The sequence below is a fragment of the Brevibacillus sp. IT-7CA2 genome (assembly GCF_949767855.1).
Taxonomy (GTDB): domain Bacteria; phylum Bacillota; class Bacilli; order Brevibacillales; family Brevibacillaceae; genus Brevibacillus.
The window spans coordinates 60,484-76,966 of record NZ_CATKQT010000044.1 but is presented as its reverse complement, the minus strand read 5'-3'; the positions used below and the strand labels follow the sequence as shown (position 1 = coordinate 76,966).

The 16,483-nt window shown below is 45.6% G+C and carries 5 protein-coding genes; all 5 read right to left on the bottom strand.

Annotation, left to right across the window (positions count from 1 at the left end; genetic code table 11):
- Positions 1-4 precede the first annotated feature (4 nt).
- Positions 5-7,120, bottom strand: coding sequence for an amino acid adenylation domain-containing protein (locus tag ACM6JA_RS20090; RefSeq protein WP_414853744.1), 7,116 nt, complete (start codon positions 7,118-7,120; stop codon positions 5-7).
- A gap of 936 nt (positions 7,121-8,056) precedes the next feature.
- Positions 8,057-13,024, bottom strand: a complete 4,968-nt coding sequence (locus ACM6JA_RS20085; protein ID WP_414853743.1) for an Ig-like domain-containing protein — start codon at positions 13,022-13,024, stop codon at positions 8,057-8,059.
- A 252-nt stretch (positions 13,025-13,276) separates the two neighbouring features.
- Positions 13,277-13,804 carry a hypothetical protein gene (locus tag ACM6JA_RS20080; RefSeq protein ID WP_414853742.1) on the bottom strand — a complete coding sequence of 176 codons (528 nt, stop codon included), beginning with the start codon at positions 13,802-13,804 and terminating at the stop codon, positions 13,277-13,279.
- A complete protein-coding gene (locus ACM6JA_RS20075) occupies positions 13,785-15,545 on the bottom strand; it encodes an ATP-binding protein (protein WP_414853741.1) in 1,761 nt (586 codons plus the stop codon). The genes ACM6JA_RS20080 and ACM6JA_RS20075 overlap by 20 nt, the downstream gene beginning before the upstream one ends.
- Positions 15,546-15,565: 20 nt before the next feature.
- Entirely contained in the window at positions 15,566-16,246 is a 681-nt protein-coding gene (locus ACM6JA_RS20070; RefSeq protein ID WP_414853740.1) for a response regulator transcription factor, read from the bottom strand.
- Between the last annotated feature and the right edge of the window lie 237 nt (positions 16,247-16,483).

Here is a 16,483-nt window from a genome sequence, read left to right as displayed (position 1 = left end):
CCTCCTAATGATTACTCCACATTTCCAGCAGTTGTTTTTCTTCCTCTTCTGAAATCAATCGCAAGCCTTCTATTGACTCCTCAGGATATGCCATCACTTGTTCGAGCCAATTCACAAAATGTCCGATCATTCGTTCTATGCTGGACGGATTAAATAGGTCTGTATTGTAGCCAAATGAAATCGTCAACGAGTGCTCAGAATTGACTTCTATTGAAATCGACAAATCAAATTTGGCAACCTTGATGGTGCTTTTCACTGGCTCAATTTTTCGATTTGGCCATTGCTTTACGTTTCTCAAGTGGTTCTGCATCGTAAAAATCGTTTGGAAGACAGGGGAGTAGCTTGCATTTCGCTCTGGCTGAAGAGCCTCTACTATTTTTTCAAAGGGCACATCCTGATTTTCTTGCCCGCACAACGTTTTTTCTTTGACTTGGGCCACCAATTGCCTGAAGTTTGGATTGTCTTCGACGTTCACTCTGTAAACCAGCGTGTTTACAAAGCACCCGATTAACCCTTCCATTTCTTTTCGAGTACGATTCGCAACCGGGCTTCCTACTAAAATATCTGTTTGCCCGGTATAGCGAGAGAGAAAGCCCTGATAGGCAGCCAGCAATGTCATGAACAGGGAAGCACCCTCTTGCTTACTGAAAGCTTTTAGCTTTTCTAATAATGCAGGTGCCAAATCGATATGCTGCATGTCCCCTGCATACGTTTGAATGGCTGGTCGTGGACGATCGAATGGCAACTGAAGCACCGTAAGATCGTCCGCAAGTTCATTTTCCCAATACGCCACTTGCTCTTTCATCGTCTCATCCGATAGCCATTGTCTTTGCCATACAGCAAAGTCCCCGTATTGAATGGATAACGGTGGCAGATCGGCAGGCGTTCCGCTGACTGCTTCTTCATAAAACGCCATCCACTCGTCCAACAAGATATCCTCTGACCAGCCATCGAAAACAATATGATGTACGGTACAAAGAAGAACATACTCCGATTCATCCTGCTTAATCAGCTCGGCTTCAATCAACGGTCCTTGACTCAAGTCGAATACGCGATCAGCACTCCGTTGAATAGAATGCTGGACCTGCTTTTCTCTTTCATCCGCGGAGAGACTGCTTACATCCATAACAGGCAATGATCTTGGTTGATGCGGCTTAACGAGCTGTACAGGGACGCCATTTTGTTTTGCGAATACGGTACGAAGCATTTCGTGACGTTCAACCAATTGGTTAAATCCTGTTTCTAATCCTGCAACATCCCACGAACCGCTTAAGCGCCATACATAAGGGATGTTATAGACGTTGCTTCCGGGCTCCAGTTGGTCAAAAAACCACAACCGGTGCTGCGCAAAAGATAACGGGATCGGTTCCGTTCTATCCACTTGCAGGAGCGCAGGCAAATGAACCATTTTCTCTCCTTGTCGCAATTCGGTTAGCCGCTTAGCCAAGCCCTCAATGGTCGGGCAATCAAAGATCGCTCGGAGAGGTAGATGTTGACCAAACACTTCTCGTATGCGCGATACAACCTGTGTTGCCAACAGGGAATGTCCGCCCAATTCAAAGAACGAATCAAATACCCCAATTTGGTTTACTCTTAAAATTTCACTCCATATGAGTGCGAGCAATTCTTCCGTTGAGTTTCGCGGCGCTGTGTAGTGATGGCTTACAATGTGGATCTCAGGCAGTGGCAATGCTTTACGATCTAATTTCCCACTCGATGTGAGCGGCATTTCCCCCACCCGTACAAAATAAGAAGGAATCATATAAGGCGGTAACTGTTTCTGCAAATGACTTTTTAGTGTCTCGACCTCTGATGCCCCACTATAATAAGCAATTAATCGTTTATCCCCCGGCTCATATTCATGGGCAATGATTGCAACTTCTCCTGCCCCTTGCTGCTTCCTCATAACCGCTTCGATTTCACCTAATTCAATCCGATAACCGCGAATTTTCACTTGATTATCCATACGCCCGATATACTCAATATTGCCGTCTGGCATCCACCGCGCGTAGTCGCCTGTCTTGTATAGCCTTTCAGATAGATTGCCAAAAGGATTCGGGACAAAACGTTCAGCTGTTAACTCGGGCTTTCCAATATACCCTCGTGCAAGACCAATACCCCCAATAACCAATTCTCCCATCACGCCTACTGGTTGCAGGTCCCCTTCCTTATTGAGGATGTAAGCTTGAATATTATCCATAGGCTTACCAATAGGGATTACCTTGCTATCGGCCTGGCAATCATAGTAGGTCACTTCAATTGTCGTTTCCGTAGGACCATACAGATTGATGAGAGTCGTATGATTCCGTTGCCCGATTAATTGATGAAAACGTTGAACCTGTTCCGTACTCAAAGCTTCCCCGGTCGTATAAACTCGCTGTAAAGTTTTGATTTCCTCTGCGCAATCCACGTTCTCCAAATGGTCTAAAAAGATGCTGAGCATAGATGGAACAAAATGAATATAAGTTACTTGGTGCTGGGCAACCGTTTTGATAATAAGCTCCGGGTCTTTCTCTGCATGGGGTGCGAGGAAACATAGTTTGCTGCCAGTGAAAAACCATAGGACTAACTCCGTTACGGAAACATCAAAACAATAGGGAGTTTTTTGCATAATGGTGTCATGCTCGTCCATGGGATAGCGATGGACCATCCAGTTCATCCGATTGACAACCGAGCAATGTTCGATCATGACTCCTTTTGGTGCTCCCGTCGAACCTGAGGTATAGATGACGTACGCCAAATTATTCGAATGGGCAATGGACTCAAGATTATCGCATTCCACATCCTGATCTGACCTATTCTCTTCCAATAACAGAACGGGTCCATTAAAATCGATCGCTGTCTTGAATTTCTCTTGCATGACGACGACCTTCGTATCGCTATCCCGGAGAATATAGGACAGTCTTTCTTTCGGAGCCACTGTGTCCATCGGCATGTACGCTCCACCCGCTTTTAGAATGGCAAGAATACCAATCATCATGTCGGGAGAACGCTCACTCATTAACCCCACTAATGTATCGGGCTTCACTCCCAGATTTCGCAATTTGCTTGCCAGGAAGTTTGCCCTGTTGTTTATTTGCCTGTAGGTCCATTGTTCGTTGCCGAATACAACCGCCATTCGCTCTGGCGTCCGGGCAGCTTGCTCCTCGAATATTTGATGGAGCGTTTTCTGATCCTCAAACGCAACTTCCGTGGCATTCCACTCTTGGAGGATTTGGTTCTGCTCAGAAGCGGTCAGCATAGGCATGGAATGCAACGTCCGGTCATTGTGCGTAAGAACGCTTTTCAGCAATTCAATATAATGCGCAAACATGCGGCGCATAGTAGATTCGTCATACAAATCCGTATTGTATTCCCAGTCAAGGCTTATACTTCCGTATTCATCCTTTGTTAAAAGGGAAGAAGCGAGCTCCTCGTGATTCGTCACTACGACGTTGATATCAAATTTGGCCGATCCGTTGCTAATGCCTTCGGTGAGTTGAATATTCAGATTGGATACAGGTAGATGAGTGACTTTTGCATCCTGGAAACTAAACATGACTTGGAATAGAGGGTTGCGGCTTTGATCACGCTTCAGCTTTAAGGCATCGACTACTTGATCGAAAGGAATCTCTTGATTCTCGTACGCTTCCAAAGCTGACATCTTCACGTCTTGCAATACATCCCGGAACGTCATATTGTCGGTAAATTGCTGACGGATCACAATATTGTTAACAAACATCCCGATCAATTCTTCCGTGTCTTTCCAGCGCCGATTCGCGATACCCGAACCTACAATAATGTCTTCTTGATTGGAATAACGATGGAGCAAGGTTTGAAACGTAGCCATCATGACCATGAATAAGGTCGTGTTTGTTTTCATGCAGTAATCACGCAGTTGAAGATACAGTTCTTCCGGTATTAATTGGGTGAACATATTCCCGTTAAAGGTTTGATTTACTGGTCGTGGCCTGTCAGTGGGCAGTTCCAGAACCCCATTGGCCCCTTGCAGTAGATTCCTCCAGTACGATAACTGCTTGTTTTCCTTACCGCGCTTAAACAACTCATTTTGCCACACGCAATAGTCTGCGAATTGAATCGGCAACTCAGCCAATGGAGATGGTTTATTTTCAAGATAGGCACTGTACAGCGTAAACAGCTCTTTTAAAAATTTGCGGAACGACCATCCATCATGAATCAGATGATGCTCCACAAACAGAATGACGGACTCCAACTCAGAAATCTTGTAAACAATCCAGCGGGCTAATGGCAGCTGCGCGATATCAATCGGATTTTTGATCTCCATTTGGATCAATCTATGGACTTCAGCGGCACGATCACTCTCAGGTAAGTGCGAAACATCCATAACAGGCAATTCCACATCGAATGGTTCATAGATCACTTGATACGGTTGCCCATTTTTCTCATGAAATACGGTTCGGAATATTTCATGTCTGCGTACAATCTCCGTAAAACATTTATTGAGAATGGGGAGCTCCAGCATCCCACGCACTTTCATTGTGGCTTGAAAAATATAAGCCAAATTATTAGCGCTTAACTGTTCTAAAAACCACACTCTTTCTTGCGAATAAGAAAGCGGCAATTCTCGATCTCGTGATACCCTCTTTATGGCAGGTAATGTATCCACTGCATTTACCTCATCTGCGGCAGTTACGATCGGCACGATGCTCCGAATCGTCGGATGTGTAAACAAAGCAGATAACGGAATCTCTTTCTTGAAAAGAGCACGAATTCTGGCAATAACCTGAGTCCCCAACAGCGAATGTCCGCCTAATTCAAAGAAATTATCCTCGACTCCAATCTCATCGTATCCGAACAAATCCTTCCAAATGTCCAAGAGCTTCGTTTCCCATTCTGTTTCCGGTTTTACATATTCCGTCGAAACATGCGGGCGACTATTGCCTACCTCTGGCAGTGACTTACGATCAATTTTTCCGCTGGGCGTAAGCGGGAAAACATCCATTTTCACAAAATAGGCCGGAACCATAAACTCTGGAAGCTGAGCCTTCAGATAATCACGCCATTCTGTTACCGTTCCAGACCCTATCACATAAGCGATCAGCTTGTTATTTTCATAGGCGTCTTTTTTCGCCACAATGATTGCTTGTTCAACAGTCGAATGATTGCCTAAAGTGACTTCAATTTCCTCCAGCTCAATTCTGTACCCTCTCACTTTTACCTGGTTGTCATTCCGCCCGATATACTCCAAGTTTCCGTCGGCCAAGTACCGAACCAAATCTCCCGTTCGATACAAATGCGAGTCTGATCCCGCACAATACGGGTTGGAAATAAAGCGTTCCTTTGTCAAATCAGGACGGTTCAAGTAACCTCTTGCTACGCCTGATCCGCCGACATAGAGTTCTCCAGTAACTCCAACAGGTTGGATTTGCAAATGCTCGTTCAACACGTATAACTGTGTATTGGCATTCGGTTTCCCAATGGGTATTTGCGTGTGTGTTTCACCTGGATGGCATTTGAAGCTGGCAACCTCGACTGTCGTCTCTGTCGGCCCATAAGTGTTGTATAAGGTTGTACCATGAGGAATGGTCAAAAGATCGATACTTTTCGTAACAACAGGAGGCGGAAGCACTTCCCCCCCAACCGTGATGTATTTCAAGGAGGATAATGCAGAAGAAGAACTATGATTTTCTATATAATCCAATACGGCTTTCAGCATAGACGGCACAAACTCAAGATGGGTAATTTGATGCGTTTCAACTGCTTTCACAAGCAAAGCGGGGTCTTTCTCATCGCTGTTCAGGAGGATGTACAAGCTAGCACCTTTCAACATCCACCAAAAGAGTTCCCAAACAGAAGCATCAAAGGAAACAGACGTTTTTTGCAAAAGCCTGTCCGTCTGTAATAGCGGACTCCGACTCTCCAGCGTTTGAAGAAAATTCATAACGGAATGATGCTCAATCATTACGCCCTTCGGATTTCCTGTCGAACCGGAGGTATAAATGACATAAGCAAGATTGTGGCCGTTTACTTCCATTGCAGGGGGCTCCGTGCTTTCATTCGACAAGATTTTGTAATAATCCGACAATTTAACCACTTTTATTCCGTCAGGCACTTTCGTCGCGGACGCTTCATCCGCAATCACTACTTTCAAAGCTGCATCTTCCAAAATATAGTGGAGTCTTTGAACGGGATAAGCAGGATCGATCGGTACATAAGCGCCTCCTGCTTTCAACACACCCAATATGCTCACGATCATTTCAATGGAACGCTCTTGGCATATTCCCACCAGCACTTCACTCGTTACGCCAATCTTTCGGAGGTAATTCGCTAATTGATTTGAGCGGAGATCCAATTCCCTATAGGTCATCTTCTCTTGCTTAAAAACGAGCGCAATAGCATCGGGATTCCGATTGCCTTGGAAGTAAAAGGCAGCCAAGATTGTGTCAGGAACATTCGTGGGTTCATCCTTCCTGCACCACTCGTCTACCAATTCTCTCTCTTGGTTTTTGGTTATCAGTCTCAATAAATCGATAGGAGTTTCGACATTAGTGATTACTTGTTCGATCCAGTTACAAAAATTCTCGATCATTCGTCGTATCGTTTGTTGTGTAAACAGGAAGGAATTATATGTAAATGTGATGCGCATTCCCTCAGCCTCTTCGACATCAACACGCAGCTCTACATTTTCTATTTGGGAATCGACAGGAAGTTTGCCATCCTCATCCCCAGCTTTTCTCACTCTTAAAAAGGTATGAAATAATTTCGTAGCTTCGGAGTTATTGGCAAGCTTCTCCTCAATCCCATTCTCTCTGACTTCGTTCAACAGCTGCTTAAAATTCGTCGTTCCAGCAACAATCACTCGACTTGCAAAAAAGGCAGAACTATCACCCGCTATCGCACCAATCCGAATGTCGTTTTGCCCCGTATATCTGTAAAGATAGCTATGGTATGCAGCCAAGAATAGAGTAAACATGTTGGTCTCTTCTTGTATGCAAAGTAAACTCACTTTCTCCCCTACCGTTTTTGACAGCTCAAACGATTGCGTCTCTTCCGCATAGCGAGCATTCTTATGTCTGGGGACATCAAACGGAAGCTGCAGTAATGGAGCCTCTCCTGCCAATTCTGAAAGCCAATGATTCACTTGATCTTCCATAGTCATGGTTATCCTCCCTTTTTGAGCTTGATACTGAAGGGGGAACCCTCTAAAATTATGAAGTTCCTCTCCCGCTCTGCTTGATCAGACTTTTAAAATGGATATTGGTCGGTAAGCCTCCCCCTCCTTTACAAAGTAGGCGTTGACTCATCGAATCGTCCACGATAAAGACTGGACACCCGATTGGTTAAGGTGAAGCAATTAAGCAGCGTCAAAAAAGGTCAGAATAGTTGACCAAACAAACATGTTTTTTCCAAATTTAATAGTGCATGTTCAAAGCGGCTACAAACGAGATGTGAATGGGAAGGTAAATGAATCGAATTGCTATGAATTCGCGTCAAAAGTGGAGTAGTGTTTTGAATACAGTTGAGTATGAAACACCTATGAAGGACAACCTTGCAATTGAATGGTGAATTGTTCTTTCGAATCGTGGAAAGTCAGCTTCAGATTCTACTAGGTAGAGGGGAATTTTTAGAACAATTACCTATTAAAAGCATAAAATGTAATAGTTTGACATTTAATGGCATTATATCATATCTGAATTTTATGTCAAATATTAGCATAGACATTGGTTTATCATAAAACAAAAATAGACATGTTTACCTTCTCGGGTTGGCTGGTGTAGAAATTGATCGATACCTGAGAAGGTTGAACATGTCTATTTTCTTTGTAGAAATTTGCTTACTCGATACGTAAAATCATTAGCTTTGAAAAAGGGTATACCCTCCTACTCCTATCGAGACTACAAATAAAATACCGAAGTACCACTTCGTAAACCGAAGACTGAACCACGAGCCTTCCCACCATAAGATCCCCAAAAAAATAGCGCCAACCATGATGCTAGTTGCAAAAGCAATGAGTGCATTTTCCATATTTCTTCACCTTTTAAACAGAATGGAAAAGAGGCCGCCCTCCACAGTAGATCGAACAGCCTCTTTTCATTTACCTGACCGTAATGTTAATCGTAATGGTCTCGCCGCCGTATTCCACAGTAATGGTTGTTTTACCAGATTCCAGTGCGGTCACGACACCATTTTCTATGGTCGCAATCTCAGGATCTTCCACTGTCCATTCAGCATCCTTGGTGACGATCTCCTCGTATCTATTTTCATAGACCGCATACAGGACGATCTCTCCAGTATTGTCTGCCTTCAAGCGCAGCGAAGAGCGCGATACTCGCAAATCTTTCACTTTCTTTTCCTCTACGACGAGCACACGATTGGTTACCTTTTTACCGCCATATTTCGCAGTAATGACAGCCTTCCCTTCAGCCAACGCTGTCACTTTACCCTCTTTTGTTACTTCGATGACCTCTTCGTCGCTAGAGGACCAGGTTGCTTTTTCTGTTACCTCTTCGGTGTTCTTGTCACTGAAGACGGCTGTCAGCGTTAGCTGCTTCTCCTCATCGATCTCCAGCACCAAATCCTTGAAGGAAGTCGTCAACGAACGAATCGTTTTCTTAGAAACCGTCACCGGAATCTCCAGTTCCTCGCCCATATAGCGAACGGTAACGATGTCTTCTCCCTCTTCTTTGCCTGCCGTAATGCGGCCCTGCTTGACGTTAACTAGTCCATTTTCCGTGTCGTATTCAACATTTTTGTCTCTCGTGATGTCTTTGCGTTTTTTGCCCTCTACCTTATAAAGTCGTAAGGTTGTCGTTACTCTTGGCTTAATCCAGAAGGACGGTTCGTTTGTTTCCAACTGGAAGGTCGCTATTTCCTTAACGGTTACTTCCATCGAATCGGTTTTGTTCCCGTCCACGGTTGTCACTGTAATCGTCGCAGTCCCAGGAGCTACAGCTGTGATCTTGCCTTCCTCGTCTACCTCGACGATTTCAGAGTCGCTGCTTTCCCACTTGACTCGTTTGTTGGTAGCATTCGCTGGTTTTACAGTGGCACGAAGGCTTTCTGTATCGCCAACACGCAGCGTTAACTCCTCTTCATCCAACTCAACTCCGGTGACCGGCTCTCCCGTTGGCGGATTCGGCACATTTGGCACATATAGCTCAATGGAATCATCCAGTTCGACCGTGTTTCCTGCCTGGTCGCGAAGCTGGATCAGAACTTTTTTCGTGCCATTGCCATACGTCAAGTTCCACGGTACCGTTCCCGTCACTTTTTCCCAGCTGCTCCACTTGCCTTGGTCATTGGAGATACGCATCTCTACATTTCCCAAATTGTCCGTGGCAGTAACATGCAGTCTCACGCTGGTAGAGTTGGTTAGACGATCATCATTGTTGATGACGAACGTTCCCGTTGGTGCTGTCTTATCCAAAGTAAACGTGATCTTGGTTTCGTTTCCGGAAGCATCTACGACCAGCAGTTCATGCTTGCCTTCACTTGTTACCCGGTCGCCACTTGTGAACGGAGCACTATTCAACGTCGCGGTTCCTTCGTTGAATGTGATTGTCACGTCATCTTTGTAAATGCCTTTGTCCTCGACTCCTGTAACAACTGGTGCATCTGCATCCAGCTCGATCGTATCGGAAACGGTTGTGATGTGCCCTGCCCTGTCTGTGATCTGCATCTCGACAGTCTTGGTTCCATCACCGGACTTCAACTGCCATGCTTTGGTTGCAGTTACTGCCTCCCAATCACTCCAGTCGTTGTCACCATTGGCGAAGCGGATCTGTACAACGCTCGTACTGTCGTTCGCTGTGATGGCGAGCGTAACATCACGGGACTTAGTGTAATTGTCTCCGTTATTGATCGTGATGGATCCAGTTGGCGCCACCACATCGAGTTCAATCGTATCACTTAGCTTTATGACGTTCCCAGCTTTGTCCCGCAGCTTGACATAGACTGTTTTGGTGCCGTTTATACTGCCATCAGCCAGCTTCCATGCTTTTGTCGTTGTGAATCGCTCCCACGTACCCGAATTGTCATCCGCGTTAGAGATTGCCATTTCGATGTCGTCTGGATTTCCTGACGCAGTGAGTTGCAGCGTAACATCTTCTGTTTTTGCAAATTCGGCTCCGTTATCGATGCTGAGCGTTCCAGTCGGTGGTGTTTTATCCAGCGTGAAACGAATCGTCGTGCGATTTTGCGCCTCGTCTGTTACGACTAGTTCATACGATCCTTCCGCACTGACGACAGAACCGCTCGTAAACGGATTGCCGTTCAGCAATGCTGTTCCCTCGTTGAAGGTAATCGTTACGTGGCTCGCATAGACACCATCCTGGGCGACTCCTGAGACGACTGGTCCAGCAGAATCAAGCGTGATTTGCTTTTGAAGGGCCAATTGGTTTCCAGCCGGATCTCTTAGCTCCAGATAGACCGTCTTGGTTCCATCAACACCGCTCAGCTCCCATGGAACGTCGCCTTTTGTCGGCGCTGTTTTCCATTCGCTCCACGTCAGGTTGTCATTCGACAAGCGCATTTCCACACCATGAGCATCAGCCGACTCCACACTCAACGTAACCTTGCTCTTGTTGGTATACGACTGACCTTGATTGATCTCAAAAGCACCCGTAGGGTTGGTCATATCGAGTGTGATCTCATCGGTAAAGCTGGCAATATTCCCTGCTTTGTCCTTTACTTCCATGTAAACCGACTTGGTTCCGTCCCCAGTCGGCAAGGTCCACGCCTTTGTTGGAGTCAGCGCTTCCCAAGAAGTCCACTTGGCTGGATCACTTGTATCATAGGAAAAGCGCATCTGTAGTTCATTACTGAAATCGGTAACGGCAATTTGTAATGTGGTTGCAAGTGAATTGGTATAATTGGCGTCACCATTGATCTTGAGACTGCCTGACGGTTTCGTTTGATCAATCGAAAATGCAAGCGTCGTTGTATTGCCCGCTTCATCCGTGACTATCAACGTATAAGCGCCATCCTCATTAACGATTTCTCCGTCAGCTATCGTCTTTCCGTTCAAGGTCGCCTTTCCTTCGTTGAAGCTGATCGTGACACTATGATTGTACAGCTTGTTGTTCTCTACCCCTGTGACAGCAGGTGCAACCGTATCGAGTGTAATCGATGCCTGTAAATCATGGGGGTTGCCAGCTTCGTCGATCAACTGTAGATAGACCGTTTTCTGTCCATCCCCATTTGTTAGCTTCCAAGCCTTGGCGGTCGCCACATCCTCTAGCGCACTCCAGCTGATGTTATCGTTGGACAGCTTCATTTTCACCTTGCTGGAAACGTCAGTGGCATCGATTTGCAAAGTGACATCCTGGCTATTCGTATGGGTGGCTCCGTTATTGATCACAAGAGTTCCAGTAGGCGCGGTTTTATCCAGGGTAAAGGTTACCGTAGTCGTATTCCCCGCTGTATCCGTCACTACCAGCGTATACTTGCCCTCCACACTCACCTTTGTGCCGCTGAAAAAAGGAGCACCATTCAATGTTGCTGTGCCATCGTCGAAGACAGGTGTGACATCTGTCGTGTAGAAGCTGCCATTCGCAACCCCCGTTACAACAGGTGGTGTTTTGTCTAACACGATGGTATCCGATGTCGTAAACAGATTCCCTGCACCATCGCGGAACTTCGCATAGACCGTTTTTTGTCCATCTCCACTAGCCAAGTTCCATTCCAGCTTGTTGTTGACTGGGACAGGTATCCAACTGCCTGTAAAGTTGTTATCATTCGACAACATCAGTTCTACCGGACCGTTAGCATCACTTCCCTGAATCGTAAGCTCTACCTTTTCTGATGAAGTGGCTACGTTCCCATTATTGATCTCGATGGTCCCTGCCGGAGGCGTCATATCCAGCACAATGCTATCCTGCGCTTGCAGGACAGTTCCTGTTCCGTCACGTAGCTCCATGAAGACCGTTTTGGTTCCTTCTCCTGTTGTGAGAGTCCACGTCACAGGTGTCACAAACGACTTCCATTCGCTCCAAGGACCACCTTCCACGTTCGTCAAACGGTACTCGGGCTTGGTCGCGTCAGGGTCATCATGGGTCATAGTGAGCGTCACATTTGCTAAATTCGTAATCGCAGCACCGCCATTGATGGTAACCGTCGCTGTCGTAGGTGGTTCATTTACATCTGTCACCTGGATGGTCATCACCTTGGTGAATATATTGCCAGCCGAGTCTGTTGCGGTAATCGGTACAGAGTAAGTCGACCTCGTTTCAAAATCAAACTTTTCTGTCGCCTTCAGTTGATTTCCCTCAACAGTAAATGGAACCGTAGAGTTTTGAATACTGAACGTAACGGTGTCTCCTTGATCAGGATCTACTGCCGAAAGCGTACCAACTACCGCTCCTATTTGATTGTTTTCAGGAATCGAATTGGACGATAAGAGGATATCGGTTGGTGGAGTGTTAGCAGCATAAGTGATTTCTAGCTGAGAAGCATAGCTAAGATTTATTTTGTCGTAAAAAATGATTTGGGGCTGATACAAAACGGGAAGAGGTGGCGCTGTTTGTCGTCCTCTTAAAACAAAGGTAGCTTTTTTGTCTGGAATATTGCTCTTGACAAAGCTAGTTACATCAAACGATTTCCACCCTGTGAAATTACTAGGAAGCATCTCATTTGTTATGATTCTTTCATGATGCATAGGTAGCGTCATCGCAGGATCATCGTTCCAGCTGTCATCAGACGAGCCCCATAAATCAATAAAGGGCATATCTCCGCCTGTTGATTCTACCTTATGCACATAAATTCTCAGTTTGGCGGACTCAATTTTCTTCTCACTTTTCACGCCGCTCAGGTCAAAACGTAGAGCAGCATTCGCAGCCCCATAATCCCCACCAGAGTCTCGCGCATAGCCGACGATCAACGTGTTCGGAACTCCTTGGTAATCCAAGCCATCAGGATAGGCACCAGACGCATCCACGAACTTGTCCGCCTCTACTCTAATCACATCTGGAAGATCAGCTGCGTTCGCTTTTTCTTGAATAAACACAGGTTGGACAATTGCAAACAGCAAAGTAAATACCAACAAACGAGCAATCATTCTTTTCATCAATAACACTGTCCTCCTTCCTTCTTCATTTGAACTCCCCCTACTATCGACACACTCTCCCAGCAAAACATCTAGTGAAACAAAAATATGGTAACAACAGTCTTTTGCAAAAAATACTAACTAAAGTTATGTCTTTTCGTAATTGTTTTTCTTCCCAATAATCCTTATATACAAATTGGCGAAGCAAAAAATCTCAACATGTGCCAAACAAAATAAAAAGAACCCCAAAAATGAGGTTCCAATTGATGAGCGTTATTTAAGGGTTAGCTCCTTCTCCCATGTCTTTTCATTGCCTTGCTCATTTTGAAAGACCAAAATCAATTTCCCCTTTTCCCCCTTCAACTCATCCTTGTAGTAGAAACTGGATAACGGCATGCTACCACCGATGACAAAGCGATTCTCACCAGGGATACCTTCTGTGTCGTTTTTGATCGCTTGCTCTGTCGTGGTTACGATGTCAGTTTTCTCAGACTTCCACTGCATGCTAGCTAATGAATAGTCGGCAGGTCGCTGTTCGATAAAGAAATCGAAGCTATTTCCCTCGATGGGTTTCGGTTCCTGGTCGACCACGACGAGAATTTCTTTTTCCTGCTGTTCTTGGGCCATGTCTTGTGCAACGTTCTCCGGTTGTTTCTCCTTGTTTTCTTTGTTTTCCTGAGGAACTTGCGGCGGCACTTGACCAGTCGATTCTGAAGGAAGCGGTGTGCCACAAGCACTAGTAACGAGTGATAGGACCAATACAGCCAGTAAACTTTTCATTTTATTCTTTTTCAGATTCATTGTCATTTCCACCTTTGTTTTCATTTTCAACCAACGTGAAGGAAAAAGCGACTCCATTCACGGTATTTTCCGCACCATAATCACTGCCATGCAGATCGAGGATATGTTTACAGATCGCCAATCCGAGACCCGTGCCGCCAGATTTCCGCCAGCGAGAGCTATCTACTCGATAAAATTGCTCCCATATCCGCGCTAGTTGATCGTCTGGGATGTGCACTCCTTCATTTTCGATTCGAAACCGGATGCACTCCCGCTCGCGGGCCCCCGTAATCCGAATCTCACTTGATGGATTGGCGTGCCGAACTGCATTGCCGAGCAAATTCACGATCACTTGCTCGATACGTCTTGGATCTGCCCATACGTTGTTCTCTTCAGGTAAGGCGAGCCATAGTCGTACCTGCTTGTTTGCCAGCTGTAGTTGAAAGGAAGCGGCTACACGATCTATTACTTCCGATACGGGAAACGATTGTCTACGAAGCAAAATGGCTTTGGCTTCGAATTTGGACAACTCCAGCATATCCATAATGAGCTCATTCATCTTGTCGACTTCGCTTAAAATGACGTCCATGTACCGCTCCCGCTTTTCATGTGCGACATCATCTTTTAACCCTTCCGCAAAGCCCTTCACAATGCCAAGCGGGGTCTTGAGTTCATGAGAGATGTTTGCAATCAATTCTTTGCGAAGCTGCTCCATTTTTTCCTTATGCTCTAGATCCTCGCGAAGAGTGACGTTGGCACTCGTCAGGTCTTTTAATGTCTGATCCAGCTTGGCAGCTAATGTATTCAGATGGCGAGAGAGCTCACCAAATTCGTCCTGAGAATGAATCGAAGCAAGTTCTGTGAAGTCCAGATTAGCCATGCGTGAAGCGGAATGACTCAGCGTAACTAATGGTTTCGTGATGATCTTCGAAAAGACAAAGGACAGCAGCAGCAAAATGACAAGAATGACTGGTGTTGCGTAGAAGGAATAGCTGGTTAGCATACTTATTGCATCGCTCACAGGTTGCAGTGTCGTCACCGCTATCATGTACATCGCCTCGCTATGATAGGAGAACCGATGAATGACGATGGCATAGTTTACACCACTCCACGGATCAGTCCACTTCCGCTGGAGGAATGATCCGCTTTTCATCTGTGTAATCTCTTCGGATTGCTGCGTCAGCCATGATCCGATTTGATCCTCTACGAGAGAATCCTGATAAAAAGGGTTATGTGCCCGCTGCTGACTAGGTAGCATGAGGTCAGAAATGACACCCGTAACCCGGGTTAGTCCTTTTTCGGATACATTTGTGGATGGACTTTGTCTTGCTATCTGTATCGGCTTCATGATCGTGTCGTTCTCATCCATAAAGATTCCGTCAACGGTAATCGTGTCTCCCACATGGAGTCCATCTGGGAGCTCGGTGCTCGTCATTTCTTTTAACGGTAAGGTAATCACTTGATTTTGATTTGCTACGTTTACTTTTAGAAAATAGGGATCGAGATTCATTTGCCTAAGCTGCTCGTTTGCGATCGCAAAGCTGGCATCTGTACGATTCATCAATGTTCCAACCAGCCTATCCAGTTTGTGCTTGCCTGGAGGGAGTTTGGCGTACTCTTCTGGGAAAGATGCCATTGCTTGCGAGAGATCGCTTACTTTCGCATTTAAATAAAAGCGCTCAAAGAAAAACTTTTCCCCGATCAATATCAAAGCGTAGAGCAAAAAGACAAAAACAAAAGTGGCGGCAAATAATTTTGTCACAACGTTTAGTCGAAGGTGTTTCATCGTTTTACCTCAAACTTATATCCAAAACGGATCATCGTCTGAATCAGATGCTGCTCTGTATCCAGCTTGGCACGCAGTTTTTTCACGTGGGTATCAACGGTGCGATGGTCGCCAAAGTAGTCCATCCCCCAAACCCCATTCAATATGCTATCTCGGGACAAGACCGTCCCTTCATGCTTGATGAAGAACAGAAGCAGCTCATACTCTTTTGGTGTCAATGAAATCGGGACGCCCGCAATCGTAACGGTGTGAGCTCGTTTGTTTACCGTCAATGCTCCAAACTGAGCGATATCATCTCCCCTTCCGATGCTCCCCTCTGCCCTTTTCATCAGAGCTTTGGCACGGGCCACTAATACTTTTGGGCTAAACGGTTTGGTGACATATTCGTCCGCGCCAAGCTCGAAACCCATCAACTGGTCATCGTCGTCTACTCTTGCTGTAATGATCATGATGGGGATGTCGGATTGTTGGCGGATTTTTCTGCACACCGACCAGCCATCCATCTCGGGCATCATAATATCTAGTACAACTAAATCGACAGGGTGCAGAGCGAAAAGCTCCATCGCCATTTTACCGTGCTGCGCTTCGTACACTTCCCAAGCTTCTTTTTTAAAATAATCCGATACAAATTCGCGTATGAGCTCGTCGTCCTCTACGAGTAACACTTTCCGTTTCATTTCCGCTCTCCTTACTCGTGGTTGTGCATTTATTGCATAGATTACCAGTTTATCGTGACCATTCCTATGACCGCCAACCTTGTTTTTACAAGATGAGTATAGATGGCTGATGTGACCGTTGTGTGTACATGAGATGGATTTGCAAAGAAAACAAACACCCGAAAACTGAAAACATGCAAAACGAGCCTTAGAATCGATTCTAGAGGCTCGTTTTGCTTTCGTTATTTTGTTGATCTT